Genomic DNA, 21,188 nt, shown 5'->3' on the forward strand with positions numbered 1-21,188 from the left:
TAATAGTATTATGCAAAATTCGACACATTACTTAGCCTTTAGTGATTTTGAATCTATTCCCAAAATAGATTTGAAAGAAGATGAATACTATTTATTTCAGTATTCAAGTGATTGTAATTTCGATCAGGGTATCCTGGAGTATTACCTGCAATTTTTACCTCAAAAATTTAGAGAGGAAGTGCTTAAATACAGAAGATGGGATGACAGATACAATTGTTTGTTTGGAAAACTAATGGTATGTATGGGATCTCATATATTGGGCAACCAATCGTTTGAATTTGAGAAAATTGTAAAAGACAATTATGGGAAACCATACATGTTAGGAAGTAATTTTAATTTTAATATTTCCCACAGTAGCAATACAGTCGTATGTGTTTTTAGCAAACAGCAAATAGGAGTAGACATTGAAGAGATTAATGACATAGATTATTCTTTATTTGAAAATGTTTTTTCTGCTGAGGAATTTGCAGAAATCAATCGTGACGGGCTGGATAAATTTTACGAATTCTGGACTAGAAAAGAATCTGTTATTAAAGCGATAGGGAAAGGAATGTCGATTCCACTTACAGAAGTAGAAATCAATACAGGATACACAACTTATGGAGATGATACCTGGTACACAAAGAGTTTTAAAATTGATAACAAGTACTGTTCGATTACCACAAAGTGTGATCAGATAAGAGCACAGGAAACGCATGTCATATTTTAACAACCTGTAACAACATTTTAGTAACGAACAAAAAAATATAGAAACTATGAAAAAATAATTAAAATCGGATTAAACTCTTAACGAGCTTTTAAAAGTATAAACCTCCCAAGTCTTTTGATTCGGGAGGTTTTTTTGTTTAAGGTAAATCTTTCTTAGTTTTTATCATCTCTCTTTCAAATTGTCGTTTTTACCAGAGTAGGTGTTTTTTCTTCACGAAAAAATTTTATCTTGGCTGAGGAAATGAAGCTTACTACTATCGTAATTTTGATTGGTGACCTAAAATCAGCTGATACATCACAAATGCAGATTAAAAAATTAAAATCTGAGAAACTGTGCAAAAAGAAGGGCATCAGCTCCGAATTAAAAGAAAGACTTTTACAAAGCGTAAAGTTAAAATAAAAGCAAAAAAACAGATATAAAAATGGCATCACCAAATGAACTATTATTTTTCTTTAGTGCCTTAGGGGCTTTTAATGGTTTCTTGCTTTCCTTATATTTTGCGATAAATGCTAAAAAGAAAATTTTTACGAATTATTTTTTATCCTTGTTATTACTGGTTTTAAGTATCAGAATTATTAAATCGGTATTCTTTTATTTTAATCCTCACCTATCGAATATTTTTATTCAAATCGGACTTTCAGCTTGTACTCTGATCGGTCCGTTTCTTTTTTTATACCTTACATCATACTCAGAAAATGATAAACCAAATTGGGCCAGGCATATAATACCATATTTGGTTATAATGACTGTTTTAGGAATATTTTATCCTTATGTCGAACATCAGGAAATTTGGATCAGATGGATTGTAAAAGCAATCTATTTTCAATGGTTCGTTTATATCGCTTTGTCTTTTAAATACATTCAGCCAATCATTCAAAAAATCAAAGAAAAGGAAAGTTTAAAAAAACTGGAGGTGTGGTTCTTAAGTATCTTTTTTGGGGTAGCATTTGTGTGGTTTGCCTATACTTTTGCAGCTTACACTTCCTATATAGTTGGAGCTTTGTCCTTCACATTTATCTTGTACCTGATTGTATTACTTTTAGTTTTTAAAAATAGCCAGGAAGCAGCTTTTTTTCAGGAAAAAGAGCGATACAAAAATAAGACTATTGAAAAAGAAACATTAGACTTAATCAGTCAAAAAATAACGATTATAGTCGAAAAAGAACTGTTTCTAAATTCCAATTTTACGCTTGAAGAAGCTGCAAAAGAACTTAAAGTACCAAAGTATATATTATCACAATATGTAAATGAAGTATTAGGAAAATCCTTTTCAAATTTGATTAAAGAATACAGAATTGAAAAAGCTAAAAAGTTATTAGAAACCGAAAAAAACTTAACCGTTGAAAGTTTAGGTTATGATAGCGGTTTTAATTCTAAATCAACTTTTTTTACTGCATTTAAAAAACAAACAGGTTTAACCCCCACAGAGTATCAAAAATGGCGCTCTAAATGAGTTCTAATTTATAGAAGCATACTTCAGCTGACGAATATTTTATTCATTTTACAAATGATGCAGCCATTGTAAAAAACAAAATCAGTAAAGCAAAACTACTATAAGAAGACGATTTCAATTTCCCGGAAATAAATCAGGGCTGGTTTAATCAGGGCATCTGCTGATTTATTTTTGTCTACAGTAATTGTCACTTCATTAGCCTTTAAACCTTCCTATCACCATACCTTCACACAAAACCACCCCCAGAATTAAGTGTCGCAATCTCAAGCTTATTTGATTTAACCTTAACATTAAACAAAGCTACATACTTACACCTCCACAAAAAATAATTAGAGTAAATGAAGGGCGTTAAAGTGTTAGAATAGAAACTAATACAATGTAGTTTTTTAATCAATTATAAAAATTAAAACAATATCGCAATATTAATAAATTATTAAATGACCAGCTGATAAAAATATCAATATAAGGTTTATTATACTTTTGTAAGGGTCTTCTTTAACAGTTTAAAATTACGTTATGAGTTCTAATTTGCTAATTTGTTTACGTGCCGGTGATGATTCCAGCTTTAAAGAAATCTATGATCTGTATCACTATAAAGTATTTTGTTTTGTAAAAAAATATACTGCACAACTTGCCGATGCAGAAGATGTTACGCAAAATGTATTTATCCATCTTTGGAAATACAGAAACAAAGTAGATCCTGCTATAGATTTAGAAGCCATTTTGTTTAAAAGTTCTAAGCAGGAGATTTCTAAGTGGTATAAAAAACAAAACAGAATTTTTTCTGTAGAAAATGATCAGTTAATCAAAGAGCTTGATATTGTATCCGAAACAGATGATGATATTACTTCAAAACTCGAGGAAATAGAGCATCTCTTAAATCAAATACCGGAAAAAAGAAGAAAAATTTTTAGCCTTCATAAATTTGAAGACCGAAGCTATAAAGAAATTGCCGTAGAAATGGACATGTCCCAAAGTGCCGTTGCCAATCAAATTTCAAAGACATTACAATTCCTTAGAAAAAATACTGTAAAAAACCATGAGCTCTACTGGTTTGCATTATTTTTTATAAGCCAGTCAGAATTGGTTTCTTAATACTGTCTCTTCCCCTTTCAGATCTTAATTTACCTCAAAATTAAAGGGACGATAATCTTCTGTTGGATTAAGAAAAGGTTAACAGTAATGTTGTCCCGTGATATTTAATAAACTGAAAATCTAATGTAGTTGAATCGATAAAATTCATACCTGATTTTTAAACATTAAATGTTAATTGTAAAATGAAATCCAGAAAATTAAGAGAAGAGTGGAATGCAATACCTAACAGAGGAATTCTTCCAAACGAAACTAAATCGCGTATGTGGGATAACATACGTATTGCAACAATTGACCGATATAAAAGCTTTTATAATTGGACAGCGGTTGCCTGTATTGTATTTATTTTTTCTATTACAAGTTATCAGATATTCACGCAAGTCAATAAAAATAAGATTGAAGTTGCCGTTACCAAAACATTCAATGACGATATCCGCCTTTTATGCTTGTCAGACGGAACGAGAGTATGGCTTAATGAGAATTCAGAAATTGGATATCCCATTCAATTTGCAAAAAATGAAAGGTTAGTAACTTTAAAAGGGGAAGCTTTTTTTGAAGTCAAACGTGATCCTTCCCGACCATTTATTATCACATCAGGAACAATAAAAACCACTGTTTTAGGAACATCATTTAACGTAAAAGCATACGATGATAACAAACCGGAAGTAAATGTAAGAACCGGTAAAGTGCAGGTTGAAAGTTTGAAAAATACGGTTTTACTGGAACGAGGAGATCAGGCAGTTTACGGATCGGATAATTTGTTACTTCACAAACAAAAAACGAAAGTATTAGAACCGGAATGGAAAAAGGTTTTGATATATGTCGATGGATTGAGCTTAGAAGAAGTTTTGACCAAACTAAAGAAAGATCACCAGTTTGAGGTAAATTACCTCTCCGATGATTTAAAAAATCTGACAATTAAAGGAACTCTTGATACCCGACAAGGCTTGTATGAGATGCTCCAAACCATTGCTTTTGCTCTCGAAATTAAAATCAGGTCGACAGGCAACAATACTTACTTAGTTAGCAAATAAGCCAGCATAAATTTATTGAAAAACGATTGTCGCTCAAACAAGTCTTCCAAACTTACATTTTTAGCGACAGGACGCCTGCTGAATTCCTGCAGCAGCATTAGCCTAAAACACAAATTAAATTAATTACATAAACTAACAATCATCAATTATGAACAATTGCATTTCCAGGCAATTTGCCTTTTGGATTTTATTTTTTGGATTTTTTCTCGGAATAAACACAATTTACGCACAAACCGGAACAGTATCGGTTGATTTTAAAAATTCATCACCTCAAAAAGTTATCGATAACTTAAAATCCCGAACACCTTATCAATTTGTATATCAAAAGGATCTTGATTTAAGTTTGCCTCTTATTACACTTAAAAAAGAAAATGTTTCAATAGATGAAATTTTAAGTGATTTGCAAAATCTGACAAACTTAAATTTCAGAAGAAATGAAAATAATATAGCCGTAAACAGTAAAGAATCGGCTAAAAAAAAAAAGAAAGGAAAAATCACAGGTAAAGTAGTAGATGTCAACGGACTTTCATTACCCGGTGCCAATATTAATGTTACCGGAATGGGTTTAGGAACACAATCAGATATAGATGGTAACTATATTTTAGAATTGGAACCAGGCGAATATACGATTGAGATTAGTATTATATCGTTTCAAACGCAAAGAATCACCGGAGTTAAAGTAAGTGAAGGGACGGAGACACCTTTAGTAGTTTCTCTGAAAGAAGATGCGCAATCGCTTAACGAAGTAATTATCATCCAAGACTATAAAAAGGCAACAGCATCGGTTCAGGGAATGCTTTTACAGCAAAAAAAAGCAGCTCAATTCTCTGACGGAATTTCCTCAGAACAAATTGCAAGAACTCCGGACAAAGATGTGGGAAGTGCGCTAAAGCGTATAACAGGGGTAACAACGGTGGGGGATAAATACGTGGTGGTGCGTTCAATGGCAGAACGATGGAATCAGGCTGTCATGGATGGGATCACGCTGCCAAGTACAGATGCTTATCAGCAAAACTTTTCTTTTGATATAATTCCGACTGCCATCGTTGAAAGTATTGTCGTGAGTAAATCTGCAACTCCCGATATGTATGCCAATTTTGCCGGAGGATATGTAGAGGTAAAAACCATGGATATTCCAAAGGAAAACTTTACCAATTTCTCTATCGGGACTTCTTATAATAGTGAAAGTACTTTTAAAGAAAGACTAACCAAAAAAGAAGGGGATCATGATTATTTGGGTTTTGATGATGGAAGACGCGATTATCCCCGAAATCTGACAGCATTAGAAATACCAAAGACAGCAGCTGAATCAGGTCCTTTTATAGCGCAGTCCAAACAATTTACGCAGGATAATTTTAGTACTTATAAAACATATGGTGCTCCGGGAACAACGCTTCAATTTGGTATTGGACGAACGTATAAACTGAAGGACGATAACAAGTGGGGATTTGTAGGTTCCTTAATTTTTAAGAATACACAGGAAAAATTAGACATTGAACATACAGAAAGAGGGAATTACAAAAGTAATTCAGAGTTTTTGGCAGAAACGAAAAAGACACCGTATTCCACTTTTACAAAATATGGGTTCAATAATTCAGGAGCAAATTACAACTACAATTCCACTTTAGGCGGAATGTTCAATGCCGCAATACAATTGGGGAATCATAAAATTACAAGCCGTAATACCGTAATGCACATTTACAACAATCAATTGAATCAAATTGCAGGCTGGGACATTGGTGAAAGCACTTCGGATATTGTAAGCGGTAATGATTTGGGGTCTGTAACCGAATCTAATTATCCGGTTTACACCACTTTTATTCAGAATAAAATTGAAGGAAATCACAAATTCGACAAACTGGAAATCAATTGGTACGGCGCTTACGGCAACGTAACAAAAAATACCAAAGACGCGACATTTTTAGAAATCATGAAACAAAAAGTAGGAGACGATGAGTTACTTTATTATGATGTTTACAATGCCGGAGCAAGATTTCCTTTCAGCAGAAGTAATTTTACTAATGACGAGATCGATTACAATGCCGCGATTAACTTCAAATACTCTTTTGACTTTAGTGATTCATTTACAAACGATATAAAAGCAGGCTATTTTGGAACTTATAAAAAAGCAACCAACCAACAGGAATCGGCAAAATTGGTTACCGTAGGTCAAACTTCCGACAGAGCAAAAATTTACGATCCTTTGACAAAATTTTTAGACGGATCCAATTATTACTACGGTGGTTTTGGCTGGCAGGATTTTGGAATTTATGGAAACAAATATGTTGGAGATGTAAAAATACATTCCCCATTTTTAATGCTCGACGATAAAATAAGCCGCTTTGCAAGACTGGTTTGGGGAGTAAGAGCCGAAAGTTATATTTATACACAAATTGAAAGCCAGTCTGAAACGCCGGATGGATTTTCAGAAATTCAGGGAGATGATAAAGTTTGGCAATTTCTCCCATCAGCAAGTTTAATTATAAGTCCTACGAATAAAACGAATGTAAGATTGGGTTACAATAAATCGGTTTTGCGTCCTCAATTTGCCGAGCGTTTGACAATTCCGTATTACGATCCAATTCGTTCTGCTAAAATTTATAACTATACAGGAGGATTAGTTTCCAGTATTGCCAATAATTATGATTTAAAATTCGAATGGTTTCCTTCAGGCGGCGAGATTTTATCTTTTGGAGTATACCATAAAAATATAGACGATCCAATTGAAGCTGTTGGTTATTTGAATCCGTCAGGCGTTAGGGATATCTATAATATCAATTCAAATAATGCCAAGCTTTGGGGGGTAGAATTAGAGTTTTACAAAAGCCTTTCTTTTTTGGGCGATGGCGAGATTTTAAAAGATTTATTTGTTTATGGGAACGCTTCCGTAAACGATACAAAAGTGACATCCTATGTTAATTTAGATGGAACAGGCGGACTTTATGAAGCCAATAGACCGCTTTACGGCCAATCACCTTACACCTATAATTTAGGTTTAGATTATGTAGGGGAACGTTTAGGGTTTAGTCTTAGGCATAATGCAATTGGAGATCAGTATATACTGGTGGGTTTTGAATATTTCGCTGAGGAAATTCGCAAGCCTTATGCTGTAACAGATGCTCAGGTGAGTTACAAATTTTTTAAAGAAAGAAATCTGGAACTAAAATGCAGCATGAAAAACATGTTTGATGCCGGTATAGAAACGTATAACAACGCCAACAGTTACAGTAAAATTGAGAATGTTCCCGACGGAACAAATCCAAGAGCGAGATTCAGTCTGGGGGCCGGTGCTACTACAAAATTTGATCAGGATATCGACAGAGAAGTATTTAAAGCTAAAAACGGAAGAACGATAAGTGTATCAATCAATTATTCATTCTAAAACGGATTTTTATCGCTGCCGTGTAGATACAAGTATAAAAAGTAACACGAATTGCTTCCAATTTGTTTGTACAATTCATTTTAACACATAGTAACATAGGTGCTGCATCTACAAAAAGGTGTTTCACTTTGTTTAGATACACATATCCAAACTTTGTGAAAGAAATATATTTCTTTTTGTATCCTCTCTTAACAATATAAATCTATGTTTCTATGTGTTAAAAATTTTGGCGTTCCAATCATAGAAACGTCAATTACAGCTATAAAAATGAGCTATAATTAGCTATCGTGCACATACAAGTATAAAAAGTAACACGGATTGTCACTCATTTGTTTGTACAATTCATTTTAACACATAGGAACATAGGTGCTGCATCTACAAAAAAGGTGTTTCACTTTGTTTAGATACACATATCCAAACTCTGTGAAAGAAATATATTTCTTTTTGTATCCTCTCTTAACAATACAAATCTATGTTTCTATGTGTTAAAAATTTTGGCGTTCCAATTATCGAAACATCAATTACAGCTATAAAAATGGACTATAAGTAGTTATACTGCGGATACAAGTATAAAAAGTACCATGAATTGCCTCCACTTTGTTTGTGGAATTAATTTGACAACGAAGGTTAGCCTATTAAAATTTGTGCAAATTAGTGCAATTCGTGTTCAGACGGTAGGTTTTTAGCGGTTCTTTTACTTCAAATTTAACTGATATAGCGGGATGTATTAAGAAACCGTTAACAATAAAAAAAGACATGATATTTTGGTTTTTCAAAAGCTAATGTATGTAGTTGTAAGTATCAGATTTCTTTTTTGTTTAGTGCATTAAACAAAAATGTAAAAATGAACTTTAAGATGTTCTTTTAAAAATACAAAGTTCTTCATTATAAGATAAGATTTTAAAAGAATGGAAAGTAAACCTTTTACTGCGTTAAAAAAACCTATGAGTAAAAAGACGGAATTATAGGTATAAACCCCGATGGTAAAGCGGGATCGTTTATTGAAAAAAATCTTTACTAAAAAAAGAGAAAGACCTAAGGAGAGATATTTTGCTGCTCTCTCCAAAGGCCTAATTTGTAATAGCAGCAAATATAGCATTAATAAAATTATTATGAAAAAAATTTTTCTATGTGCAATGATAGCTCTGGCTCTGGGCTCTTGCCAAAATGATGATTCATCTGCTGATTCTTCTTTTTCAATGAAAGCTTCTGGTGCTGATTACACAGGATATCCGGCAACAGTACAAACTGTAAGTGGTGATATTACAACAAATACCACTTGGACTAGTGATAAAGTTTGGGAAATTGAAGGAGTAGTACGTGTAAAATCAGGGGCTACATTAACCATACAGCCAGGGACATTTATTAAAGCTAAACCATTAGCAGCTGGAGTTGCTTCAGGAGTTCTTGTAATTACTAAAACAGGTAAGATCGATGCTCAGGGAACTGAAACAGCGCCAATTATTTTTACAAGTTACAATTTATTAGATGGTAACGCAGCTACAGGAGCTACTCCGGGAGATTTTGCAGGAGTAGTTATTTTGGGTGATGCTCAGGTAAATAACGGTTCAGTTACTAACATAATCGAAGGATTAGGAGATCAGCCAACGGTTTCTGATTTTTATTATGGAGGCTCAAACAATGCTCATAACGGTGGAATCTTAAATTATGTTCGTATCGAATTTGCAGGACGTATTTTAGATGCTGCAACTGGAGTTGAAATCAACGGATTAACTTTAGGAGGTGTAGGTTCTGGTACTGTGATCGATCACATTCAGGTATCTTACGGAAGAGACGATTCATTTGAATTTTTTGGAGGAACTGTAAATGCAGGACATTTAGTTTCTTTTGCACCAGACGATGATAATTTTGACTTTGATCTTGGTTATACAGGAACAATTACAAAAGCTATTGCAATTGCTGACAGTAATTCTACACATAGTTTAAGCGGAGGAAATCCGGATTCTAATGGTATTGAGTTAGATAACAATGCTACAGGAACAGTTACAGCATTGATCACACGTCCGATAATCAACCAATTATCAATTATTGGTGTAAGCTCAACTGTAGTAGCTGATTTATACGAAAATGCTATTCACGTGCGCAGAGCAGGTAACATAAGCCTTACTGATGTTACCGTTACTGGATACAACAGAGGAGTTAATTTTGAGTCTCCTTCATTGCCAGGTGGTTCAACTTACTCTAAAGTTTCTATTCACGGTTTTGACAATGTAGCATTGCCTGTAGGAACAACTTTTACAGGAATCGGTACTGCAACTTCTACGGTGAATCCGGCTACAAAATGGGCCTTAACACAACCATTCTTTAATGATGGTGCGTTAAACCTTGGAGGAGCTACGGGAGCATTTAAAACAGAAGCTGCCTGGACTAATACATGGACTAAGTTTACAAATTTTTAATATCGGTTAATTAAAATTTTACATGGGCAGAATATTTCTGCCCATGTTTTTAATACATAAAAAAATGAAAAAAACTATACTTTTATTTGTACTCGCTTTTATTTCTGCAGTTTCATCAGCACAGGTTACGGTTTGGGAAGATAATTTTGATGATGCAGATTTAGCTGGCTGGACATTATTGGACAGAGATGAAGATGGAATAAACTGGATTGCCAGAAAAAATATAAACCTTGATGAAAGCGGAAGCGCGATAGTAGATGGAGAACACAGTATTTTAGGAAACTACCTAATGAATCTGGATGATTTAAGCACAGTAGTTCGTTTAGTGGAGAACTGGGCTATTACACCAGCAATAAATTTATCACAACATTCCGGCAAAAAATTACAGCTTGTTCTAAATGCACAAACTAGTATTTATGATACTAATCAGGATCTGTTGGTATACGGATCTACTTCAAAAGACCCTGATACATTTACACTTTTGAGCACCCTAAAATTACAAAGACAAACAGAACTTGAAGCAGAATTTAAGGACTACAGTGTCGATATTTCTCAATATGCCGGCGAATCGGTGGTATACTTAGCGGTATCCAATGTAGCAGATGAAAATCTGAACTTCATAGGCTTTGAAATAGATAAAGTTTCAATTGTAGCAGGAGGAAATTTAGGAATAGGGGATCATACATTGGATAAAAACCGTTCATTTCTTGCAGAAAACCCTGTGAAAGAAAATTTAGAATTGCAACTGGCAGATCAATTTAAAGACAATAAAACCGCATTGAAAATTTATAATGCAGCAGGCAATCTGGTTAAGGAAGTAAATTACAATAACCAAAACATTTCAGTATCCGATTTACCTCAAGGATTCTATTTTCTGTTAGTAACCAACGATACAAATTCGCAAACAATAAAATTTATTAAAAAGTAAAAAAGGGCAGTAGGTTTTATTCCTGTATTAAAATTGCTGCCTTACTAAAAATTAGCATATGAAAAATAAGATTGCAAAAGCATTTTTCCTTTCTGTTGTACTCGCACTTTTGGGTGCCTGCGCTAATGATGAGCTAACGCCTTATTACGATCAGAGAAAAAGAGAAATTGGTAAAATCGTTATACACGGTTATAACGCTTTAAGCGATTCCATTCAAATGACCGTAAATGGCAAATTGATTGAAATAGGAAACGAAAAAAACAATACAGCTTTCGTAAAAAAAATAGAAAAAGAGCATGATTTTGTTTTTTTTAATGATGAGGTAAAAACGTTGGTAATCACCAATAAAAAAACGAGTCAGATCTTGGGAACTTACCTTTTTACAAACCGGACACCTGTTAGTTCTCTATATTTCTACGCTAAAGAAAATTTATGGATAGATGATGTTTCCTTTTTAAAACCTGGAACATTAAGCCAAACCGGTTATGCGGGTTTTAAGTTTATATTTCCATCACTCAATAAATATTCAGGCAGTACCTATAAAGGCGCCTTGGATGGTATTATTACAAAAAGCAATGGTCAGGTTTTAGGGATTGTAAAAAATATCAGCAAAGATGCTCCAAGTGATTTTATCGAATTTCCATTCAGTACGCCGGCAGCCATAAAAATGGAACTTGTAAAACACGGCACAAAGGAATCTTATATTACAGGCCAAAAAGTTATTGTGGCGATGACCATGACAAATAATAAATCAAAACTAATTATTCTTGAAGAAGAACAAGATGTAAATGGTAAGTTCTCTGGTGTGGCAGGCGTCATCAATTTAGCCGATTACTTTACTTTTTAAGGAGCGAACGGGCCGGATGGAAGAGTCAATATTTTTTTGGACTTAAAAATTAAAAAATGAAATACTCATATTACAGTCGAATTTTTATTTTTCTTTTACTTTCTTTTTTAATCCTTTCCTGTGAAAGTGATAATGCACCAATAATTTACAATAAAGATTCTAACGAATATGTAAATGAATGGATGTACGATCAAATGAAAAAGTATTATCGTTGGAATACATCAATGCCGGCTCAGGGTAATTTATCCTTAAATCCTAAGGAATATTTTAAAAATCTATTGCAAAAAGAGGATGTCTATTCATATGCGATTCATCCTGCATTGCCCGACACTGCACCACAAAGTCTTAGACGGAGCTTTGGTTTTGATGTGTCTTTTGTCGAATTTGGAGGAAAATATTATGGTGTAATAGTATATACATTGGCAGGTTCTCCCGCCAAAAATAGTGGTTTGCAAAGAGGTCAGCTGATCACTAAAATCGATGGAACAGTTTTGAACGCAGGAAACTACGAGCAATTGTATAAAAATATGGTAGGTGCGGCAAAGTTAAATCTGGAGACAATTTCATTTTCTTCGAAATCCGGTTTTTCCAATCCAAAAGAAATTGCAGTATTGCAGGGATTTAGTTTTTCCCAGCCAATTCCATATCAAATTATTTCAGATAAAAATGCTAAAATAGGCTATGTCGAAATTCCACATTTTGATGTCGGTCAGGCGCAGCAATTTTTACAAATCTTTCAGGAATTAAAAAACAAATCGATTACTGAACTTGTCTTGGATTTAAGATACAATGGAGGAGGAGATATTGCATCTGCAACCGCGTTGAGCATTATCCTGGCACCAAATATTAAAGCAACTGACCTTTTTATTAAGTTTGAAGGAAATGCTAACGGGGGAAATGTCGATCAATCATTTGAGCAAGCCTTAAAAAGTAATGAAGCAAAAATAAGTTTTGATGCTTTGCGCGGTGCCCATCCGTCAATAAACAGAATATACATATTGTGTGGAAACCGCACTGCATCTGCATCAGAGCTTATAATCAATAATCTTAAATCTTACATGAATGTAATTGCTTTGGGCGGGAAAACTTTTGGGAAAGATGTGGCAGGATTTCCAATAGAAGATGATCGAATTCCCGGAAGTAAAGGCTGGGTACTATATCCGTCTATTTATAAGCTGTTTAATTCCAGACATGAAGGAGGTTATTCTAAAGGAATAGATCCCAATATTTATACAGATGAGCTTCAGGAATTAGAAGTTTTTCCTTTAGGGAATCGTTCAGAAATTCTGTTAAGTGCAGCATTGAGAAGCATCTCGGGAAATACCGGTAAAATGAAAGCAGCAGAATTACAATTACTGAGGCTGTCTAAAGTCTATACTGATTCGGATCCATTATTACGTTTTAACCCTTAATATTTTTTTAATTTTAGTAAAATAGTAATTTTATTATGCAAGGAATAAATTCTAAAGAGCATCGGATCTTGCTGACCGCTTTTCATAAATTCGAACATCTTTCTACTGTTTATAAAAATAAAATTGAAGAGGCCGAAGATGCCAGAACGCGAAAAGCTATGGAAGAACTGGATGCTCTATATGATAAATTTCGGTTATTGTATACTGAACTTGAAAAATGTACCAAAGCTTATGAGATCAAGAAAAAATCGACAAGAAGCCTTCTAAACAGAAGCGTACGGAAATTGATTCCCATCGCAGAAAAAAATAAGAATTTCTCAAGTTAAATCATATTGTATTGGGGCAGAAAGGGTAACATAAGTAGCCAAGGATATCAAAAAAATATTTCCTTAGTGAAATCTGAGAAAAAAAGCCTTTAAACTCTAATGTCTATAGGCATTTGATTTTTAAAGCTTCTTCTGAAATTTCTACTGGCTTTGATCTTAAAGCAATTATCCCTTTCATTTTGCATGGCTGATCTTATCATTTTGATAGGTATTAGAAAGTTAAGAGACAGATTCTTTTAAGAAATATATTAGGTTATCATTATCTTAACTAAGTAAAATGAACAATAAAACTATTTAAAGATAATAAATTTAATTAAGCATAAGTAGATCCAATAGTAACAACAGTTCGAGATATTTTTTTTGCAATTGCTTCAGCATGTTTAAAAATAAAAAAATGATCTCCCTCTAACAATTCAAACGTGCAAGGAAGTGACGTTTCATTCTGCCATGCTTTCATATCATTTAATGATGTTTTTTCTTCACCTCTTCCAATTTCATCTTTGCCCATACAAACATGGATAGGAATTGAAAATGGCTTTTCCATGGCTAAAAATTCATAATCTTCAATAGCTTTAAAATCAGATTTCATTATCGGATAATATAGTTCCAAAAGTTCCTTGCATTGAAGTATTTCTTGTGGCAAACCACCTATTTTTTCAACTTCTTTCCAGAAAACAGTTTCAGGTAATAATGATTTTTTAGTGTCAAATCGACTAAAACCTGGGGCTCCCCTTCCTGTAAAAAAAAGAGATGTAGGTTGTTTTAGTTTTTTCTCAATAATTTTCTTTGTAAGCTCATATCCTAGCAATGTCCCCATACTATGGCCATATATTACATAATTACTATTTTCGATAAGAGGAATGATTTGATTCAATAAGTCGTCAACTAATTCATTAACTGTAACTAAAAGATCTTCCCTGAATCGGTTTCCACGGCCTGGAGATTCTAATGTAACCCAATTTAAATTCTTTGGAACGTATTTCTCTATACTATTAAAACTGTATCTGTTACCTCCAGCAAAAGGAAGTGCGATAATTTTATTTCTATTGTCATTCATAACTTTTAGGTTCGAAATTTATTAAAATGAAACTTCAGATTTTATCATTTTACTTTTTCAAAATATAGTAAAAAAGATAAATTTGATTGTATAATTTATAAGAATTAACCCGTTAGGTGTACTTAAATGGTTTTGATTCTTAATATTGCTTAGATCTGTCAAATATAAATTTATTGACTTATTGAATCAATGTTGATGCTGTAATTTTGGCCAAAATTCAGGTGCTAAAACTTTGAAAAGTTTGGATAATTTCTTCTGATTAGAATTTGATTGAACAAATGAGAAAATAGTGTTTCAATTCTTTTTCGTGATTTTCTAAAAAGATAAACGTATAGTTTATAGTTTTTTATTAATCCTTTTTGGAATTTCTAAGGATATCCGAATGCTCTGAAATAATTATAATTGAATTGATTATGACAATTAGCCTTTGTCGCCAAGCAAAATGTAGGCAGACATTTGATGTTTAATGTTTTTCAAAAAATGTATCTCATGAACTTTTGCTTATGTAATATAATTTTTTATTATATTAACCTCCTTTTGCGCTACTTTAATTTCCTTAAGTCCAGAGGTAAAATCAGCTTCGAAAAAACTAAATGCTGGATTTTTTGCAGTAGTAGCAAGATACGCACATATATTTTTATGAAGAGTTAATTCTGTTAAATACCATGTATTTTTATCGTAAATTACTTGATTATTGATTATCTCGATATCTAAAAAAGGAATAGATAAGCCTTTTCCTTCCGCCTTCATTACACTTTCTCTCATGGTCCAAAATCTATAGAATGCTATCTTTGGATTTGAAGAACTTACAATTTTTTGCCATTGTTTATCTGACATAATATTTTTATAATCAGTAAAATCAATATTTTTAATTGACTCAATATCAATGCCAAGCTTCATTTTTTGAGCAATAGCACAAACAACAAATTTATCAGAATGAGAGATAGTAAAATCTATCTCATCATTTAAAAAAGGTTTCCCGTATTCATTGTATTTAATGTTAGACACCATATTTCTTTTTAGACCAATTTTATCTAGTGATTCCATAAGAAGGAGTCTTCCCAGTAAGAATGCATGCTGATCTTGCCATCTGCGGTAATTCATGCATTTTTTTTTAATGTCTAATGGTAGATATTGGAATAGACTAGACCAACTATTCGATGATAGTGGTAAATCAAATTGACTATAAAAGACTTGTATCAAAAAAAAGCTTTTTAAACATTAGGCAAATCAAATAGCCATGATGTTTTTTGTTAAAAAATAGTTTGCGAATGTCTACAAATAAAGTATTAAATCCTAAAGATTTTTGTAAAAAAAAAACATTTTATTTTTATTGGAGCCAAATTGTTTTAGATATTTTTTATATGTAAAAATCGATAATTTGTGATACAATTACAAGACTATTTTTAAGCATTTTATAATGTTTGCAAACAAAATGCAATAGTTGGTCACGTTGATTTGTTAGTTAAGCCGGTAGATGATTAAATCCCAGCTAATATAGTTTTGTTTGTCTAAATCGTTGGTGGGGATGCTTTTATAGTAAAAGAAGGAGCTAGTGTTTAGAAAAAGTCAATATTTATCAAGGTTAAATGAAGTAAAAAACAATGTTAAATAATTAAAAGTATTACTTTTTTACGGTTTCCCGTAAGGAAAAGATTGTTTAAAAGTATACATTCGTTGCATCTTTGAGATAATATTATGAATCAATGTTTAAATCGGTATAATTTCCGAATCCTACCTTGTTTTATGATACCTTAAAATAATAAGCCCTAAATCTAATTTATTTAAATTTCTAAAGTTGGAAAAAATAACTTTTCTTAAAGTATTAAAATTAAAATTGAATGTAGCATTACCATTGCTAGGATTGTTTGCTGTAATTAATGGTTTATGGAGCAGTAGCTTACTGATGTTAGTTAGTAATAAAATAGCAGGTACACCATTACCTTTTTTTAGTGATTATGACTGGCTTATTTACTTAGTTTTAGTTATAACCTCTTTTGTACTTACCTATTATTTTAAAAGATATATGATAAAGGTAACGTTGAATTTTGGTAAAGAAATGACACTTCAGATTATTAATAAACTTCGATTATCAAATTATGAGGCTTATTTACGTATTGGAGAGGCAAGAGTTAGAACAGCAATGTCAGATATAGGAAGATTGGAATCATTACCAGAAGTTTTTATTGTTTTTTTTAATGCGTTGATAATGATCATCGCTGGCATAGGTTATATGTTTTGGCTTTATCCAAAAGGAGCAGTAATGATTATAATTCTAATAATAGTATTAGCCTTTATTTATGTATATCGAAATGAAGCTATTCAAAAAAGTATGAATAAAGAAAGAGATCTTGATGATAGCTTTATGGAAAATTACAATGATTTTTTACATGGCTTCAATAAGATCAAGATGAGTACTAAAAGAAGTGATTCTATTTTTTTTAATCACATTGTCAAAAACCGTGAGAGTGCCATAAAATTAAGTATTAAGGCAGAGCTGTCAGCATTTGGCAATGATTTAATAGGGCAATACTCTTTTTACATTATAATTGGCGCGATACTTTTTGTATTGCCTTTAATTTTTAAACTTGATCAAATTGTTATTTCGGGTTTTATGGTTGCTTTATTATTTTTAATGGGGCCAATAACGATTTTTATAAATCTCATGAAAAATGTTATAGCTTATAAAATTGCATTTGAAAGAGTTAATCAGTTCAATGAGATTGTTGCAGGTAATTTGAAAGATTCTGATTCTTTACAGATATCTATATCTGCTAATTCTTTACCAGAGTTTAAAGATCTTTACATTAATAATATGAGTTATTACCATGTTGATGATAAAGAGTCAATTAGTTTTGAGTTAAAACCAATCAATTTAAAGATTACGAGAGGAGAAGTTATTTTTATTTCTGGAGGTAACGGCAGTGGGAAAAGTACTTTTATTAATCTATTATCGGGACTTTACCTCCCTAAATCGGGGGAGATAATTTATAATGATGTAATTATTGACAAGGAAAACAGATCGGATTATAGAGACATGATATCTTGTATTTTTTCTGATGACTATCTGTTTTCAGAGAATTATGATGATTTTAATTTACTTCCTTCAAATGATGATTTAAGCAAACTTTTAGAAAGAATGAAACTTAATGGAATCATTCGACAGGACGTAGCTAATAACAAAATATTTCAAAGTTTATCCAGCGGGCAAAAGAAAAGATTAGCCTTGATATATTCTATATTGGAAGACAAAGATATTTTTATTTTTGATGAGTGGGCTGCAGAGCAAGATCCCGATTTTAGAAAATATTTTTACGAAAGTATAATTCCTGAATTAAAAAGTAAAGGAAAAACGGTAATTGCAATAACTCATGATGACGCCTATTATAAATTTTGCGATCGATTGATAAAATTTAATTATGGAAAGATGTTAGATACAGAAACTAGTTTCAATCCGTCAGTTCTGGTATCAGAAAACTTAAAGTAATATTTCCTTTAAACATTACTTGAGAATGTATTTTTTATATTCTATTTAATATAAGATTTATGTTTTTTAAAACTTAAAGATTAACCCTTAATTATTTACAATTTAAAATTAGTTCAATAGCCCTTAAAGTTAATGAATTCAATTTTTAATGCTTTTAAATTAGTAACTAAAAAAACTATTCAATATATGGAATCGCTTAAAAAGTATCATTTGTCACAAGGTGCAAAAATTGTTTCATCTTCGTTGCCTGGAGATAAATCAAAAGTTTTATTAGAATTACAGAAGAATATTGAAGGTAGTGTTGTATCATATCCAAAGAAAATGCCTATTGCTTTAAAACGTGCAAAAGGTAGTATTATAGAAGATGTTGATGGAAATCAATTTATTGATTTTTTTGGAGGTTGTGGAGTTCTAAATGTAGGACATAGCAATGATTTTGTATTAGAATATGTTAAGGAACAACAAGAAGAGTTGATTCATGCATTGGATTTTCCTACCGAAAATAAAATTTTCTTAATTCAAAAAATATTAAATAGTCTGCCAGCAGAAATAAGGGAAGATTATAAAGTTAGTTTTGGAGGACCGACTGGTTCAGATGCAGTGGAAGCTGCAATAAAGCTGGCAAAAATTAAAACAGGACGTGATGGTATTATTGCTTTTTCTGGAGGATATCATGGAATGACTTCAGGGGCATTGGCAGTTACATCTGATACTTTTTTTCGAAAAAAAATAAGCTCTCTGATTCCGAATGTACATTTTGTCCCTTATAGTTATTGCTACAGATGCCCTTTTAGTAAAAATAGTAATAATTGTGATTATGATTGTGCAACACATTTTGAATGGATATTAGAAAACGGACATTCAGGGGTAACTCTTCCGGCGGCAATTATATTAGAACCAATACAAGGAGAAGGAGGGAATATTGTCCCTAGGCCCGGATTTTTAGAGCGTATAGTTAAAATAGCCAATAAGTATGGTGTTATTGTCATTTTTGATGAAATTCAAAGTGGTTTTTACAGAACAGGAAGTTTTCTGGAATTCATGAATACAAAAGCAATTCCTGATATTATAACATTTTCTAAAGGTTTTGGAGGAATTGGATTTCCAATTTCAGGGTTAATATATAAAAGAGAAATTGAAGCATGGGAGACAGCAGAGCACATAGGTACATTTAGAGGTAATCAGGTAAGTATAGCTGCTGCTAGAGGAGCATTTGATTTTATTGAAAAATATGAAATAGAAGAATATTCGAAAGTAATTGGGGCTTATCTAAAAAAGCAATTAAATAGTTTGGCATTGGATAATTCATTTATAGGAGAAGTTCGTGGAAGAGGTATGATGATAGGTGTCGAGTTTGTAAAAGATAAAGCCACTAAAGAACCTTTTTCAGAATATCTTGTAAAATTCAGAAATGAATGTTTTAAAAGAGGGTTATTGTTCGAAGTAGGTGGCCATTATAATAATGTACTTAGACTAGTTCCTCCATTAATTACTACTCATGATATAGTTGATGCGGCAATAATAATAATGAAGGATGCTTTTGTTGTTTGTAATAATGAATATCTAAAACAAACCCTGGTTTAATTCCAATAAATATTAAAATGAATATAAAATCAAAACTACATATAGCCCAGCAGGAAGTTTATTATGGGCAGTTGATGGATCCAAAAAATCCATTATACAATATTGGAGGTTATACGATCTTTAAGGGATCTTTCAATACCTCGCAGTTTAAGCATGTAATAGAAGGGCTATCTAAGGTTTTTGATGTTTTTAATATTAGGTTTGATTTTACAGAAAATGAACCGTCATTTTGTTTAAAGGATTTTCAAGAAAAAGTTACGATTGATGAATTGGATTTTTCGTCAGAAATTGAGCCAAGAGTAGCAGCTAAAGAATGGATGCAAGCTCAGTTCAATATTCCTTTTGATTTAAATCAGGAAAAATTATATATTTATACACTAATAAAAATAGCAGAAGATGAGTTTTGGTGGTTTGTTTGTTTTCATCACTTAATAACTGATGGATTTGGTTTTGCTGTAAAAGTAAATTATGTAATAGGTGAATATGAAAATTTAATAAGGGGAGGTGAAAAATCTGAAGTTGTGTATCCATCTTATTTGGACGCTACAAAAAAAAGTTTTGATTATCTTCTATCTGAGCAATATCACAAAGATGTAATTTATTGGAATGAAAAATATAGTTCAATCCCTAATTCTTTACTAAACGATAAAAGGCAAAAAAAAGAATTAGGCGGTAATAGGATCTCAATTCTTATTTCGAAGGAAGATCGAGAATTATTTAATCGTTTATCCCTAGACACAAAGGCAAATATTTCTCAATTTACAATTGCGGCATTACTATTATATTTAGGAAAAACAACAGATAAGGAAACTTTTAGTTTAGGAATTCCTGTTCATAATAGAAGCGGGAGAAATGAACGAAAGACATTAGGAATGTTTGCGGGAATACTTCCTTATAAAGGTAAATATGTTGGAGAGCAGATTCTGTCGGATGTAATTTCTGAAATACAACAAACACAACGCAATGATTATAAACATCGATTGTATCCTATTTCATATTTAAACAGATCTCTTAAATTATTGTCAGAAAGTAGATGGCAACTATTTGATATTGTTGTAAATTATGAACCTCTTCCTTTTCCAAAATCCTTATCTCCAAATCTTCACATTGAGATAAAACATTTGGCAAGTACTTTAGTAGAATATCCGTTGTCTATTAGATGGTCAGATTATGGAGAAGATTCTCCTTTGGAATTAAATGTTGATTATCAGAGAGGGTATTTTGAAAAAAATGAAGTAGAGATGTTAATAAAAAGATTGCTTTATATTATAAGGCAATTTGAATTTGGATTAAACAAGCCAATTGAAGATATTTCGATTATTCCAATTGAGGAAGAAAAACAACTATTGCATCTATTCAATGATACGGCAGTTGCTTATCCAAAAGATAAGACTGTAGTTGATTTGTTTGAAGAGCAAGTGAAGAAGACCCCTGATGCTATAGCTGTTGTTTATGAA

At 32.1% G+C, this 21,188-nt stretch carries 15 protein-coding genes and 1 pseudogene; 13 read left to right on the forward strand and 3 right to left on the reverse strand.

Features of this window, described 5'->3' with window-relative positions:
• The 10 genes from FLA105534_RS22900 to FLA105534_RS22945 form a co-directional block, all read left to right on the forward strand.
• A partial coding sequence (locus FLA105534_RS22900) for a 4'-phosphopantetheinyl transferase family protein (protein ID WP_173968393.1) occupies window positions 1-709 on the forward strand: 709 nt, incomplete at its 5' end.
• Between the two features lie 421 nt (window positions 710-1,130).
• Entirely contained in the window at window positions 1,131-2,162 is a 1,032-nt protein-coding gene (locus tag FLA105534_RS22905) for a helix-turn-helix domain-containing protein (protein WP_173968394.1), read from the forward strand.
• Window positions 2,163-2,678: 516 nt separating this feature from the next.
• Window positions 2,679-3,257: an RNA polymerase sigma factor gene (locus tag FLA105534_RS22910; RefSeq protein WP_173968395.1), complete on the forward strand. Its 579-nt coding sequence runs from the start codon at window positions 2,679-2,681 to the stop codon at window positions 3,255-3,257.
• Between the two features lie 182 nt (window positions 3,258-3,439).
• Window positions 3,440-4,288: a FecR family protein gene (locus FLA105534_RS22915; RefSeq protein ID WP_173968396.1), complete on the forward strand. Its 849-nt coding sequence runs from the start codon at window positions 3,440-3,442 to the stop codon at window positions 4,286-4,288.
• Window positions 4,289-4,436: 148 nt separating this feature from the next.
• A complete protein-coding gene (locus FLA105534_RS22920) occupies window positions 4,437-7,670 on the forward strand; it encodes a TonB-dependent receptor domain-containing protein (protein WP_173968397.1) in 3,234 nt (1,077 codons plus the stop codon).
• A gap of 1,112 nt (window positions 7,671-8,782) precedes the next feature.
• Complete coding sequence (locus tag FLA105534_RS22925) at window positions 8,783-10,090, forward strand: hypothetical protein (protein WP_173968398.1); 1,308 nt, start codon at window positions 8,783-8,785, stop codon at window positions 10,088-10,090.
• A 64-nt stretch (window positions 10,091-10,154) separates the two neighbouring features.
• Window positions 10,155-11,018 (forward strand): T9SS-dependent choice-of-anchor J family protein, encoded by an 864-nt coding sequence (locus FLA105534_RS22930; RefSeq protein WP_173968399.1) that lies wholly within the window; start codon window positions 10,155-10,157, stop codon window positions 11,016-11,018.
• A 58-nt stretch (window positions 11,019-11,076) separates the two neighbouring features.
• Window positions 11,077-11,865 carry a hypothetical protein gene (locus tag FLA105534_RS22935; RefSeq protein WP_173968400.1) on the forward strand — a complete coding sequence of 263 codons (789 nt, stop codon included), beginning with the start codon at window positions 11,077-11,079 and terminating at the stop codon, window positions 11,863-11,865.
• 56 nt (window positions 11,866-11,921) lie between these two features.
• Window positions 11,922-13,277 carry a S41 family peptidase gene (locus tag FLA105534_RS22940; protein WP_173968401.1) on the forward strand — a complete coding sequence of 452 codons (1,356 nt, stop codon included), beginning with the start codon at window positions 11,922-11,924 and terminating at the stop codon, window positions 13,275-13,277.
• Window positions 13,278-13,312: 35 nt separating this feature from the next.
• Window positions 13,313-13,603 (forward strand): hypothetical protein, encoded by a 291-nt coding sequence (locus tag FLA105534_RS22945; protein ID WP_173968402.1) that lies wholly within the window; start codon window positions 13,313-13,315, stop codon window positions 13,601-13,603.
• Window positions 13,604-13,916: 313 nt separating this feature from the next.
• Here the strand turns inward: FLA105534_RS22945 and FLA105534_RS22950 are convergent, their stop codons facing one another.
• From FLA105534_RS22950 to FLA105534_RS24070, 3 genes and pseudogenes are all read right to left on the reverse strand, one after another.
• Entirely contained in the window at window positions 13,917-14,660 is a 744-nt protein-coding gene (locus FLA105534_RS22950) for a thioesterase II family protein (protein WP_173968403.1), read from the reverse strand.
• A gap of 178 nt (window positions 14,661-14,838) precedes the next feature.
• Window positions 14,839-15,161: pseudogene (locus tag FLA105534_RS23890) on the reverse strand (IS982 family transposase); the annotation flags it as partial.
• Window positions 15,162-15,863, reverse strand: coding sequence for a 4'-phosphopantetheinyl transferase family protein (locus FLA105534_RS24070; RefSeq protein WP_373321447.1), 702 nt, complete (start codon window positions 15,861-15,863; stop codon window positions 15,162-15,164).
• Window positions 15,864-16,458: 595 nt separating this feature from the next.
• Between FLA105534_RS24070 and FLA105534_RS22960 the strand changes: the two genes are divergently transcribed.
• From FLA105534_RS22960 to FLA105534_RS22970, 3 genes are all read left to right on the forward strand, one after another.
• Window positions 16,459-18,147, forward strand: coding sequence for a cyclic peptide export ABC transporter (locus tag FLA105534_RS22960; protein WP_173968405.1), 1,689 nt, complete (start codon window positions 16,459-16,461; stop codon window positions 18,145-18,147).
• A 132-nt stretch (window positions 18,148-18,279) separates the two neighbouring features.
• A complete protein-coding gene (locus tag FLA105534_RS22965; RefSeq protein WP_173968406.1) occupies window positions 18,280-19,731 on the forward strand; it encodes an aspartate aminotransferase family protein in 1,452 nt (483 codons plus the stop codon).
• 17 nt (window positions 19,732-19,748) lie between these two features.
• Window positions 19,749-21,188: condensation domain-containing protein (locus FLA105534_RS22970; protein ID WP_173968407.1), on the forward strand; the 1,440-nt coding region annotated here is incomplete at its 3' end.

The sequence above is a fragment of the Flavobacterium collinsii genome (genome assembly GCF_902804485.1).
Taxonomy (GTDB): Bacteria; Bacteroidota; Bacteroidia; order Flavobacteriales; family Flavobacteriaceae; genus Flavobacterium; species Flavobacterium collinsii.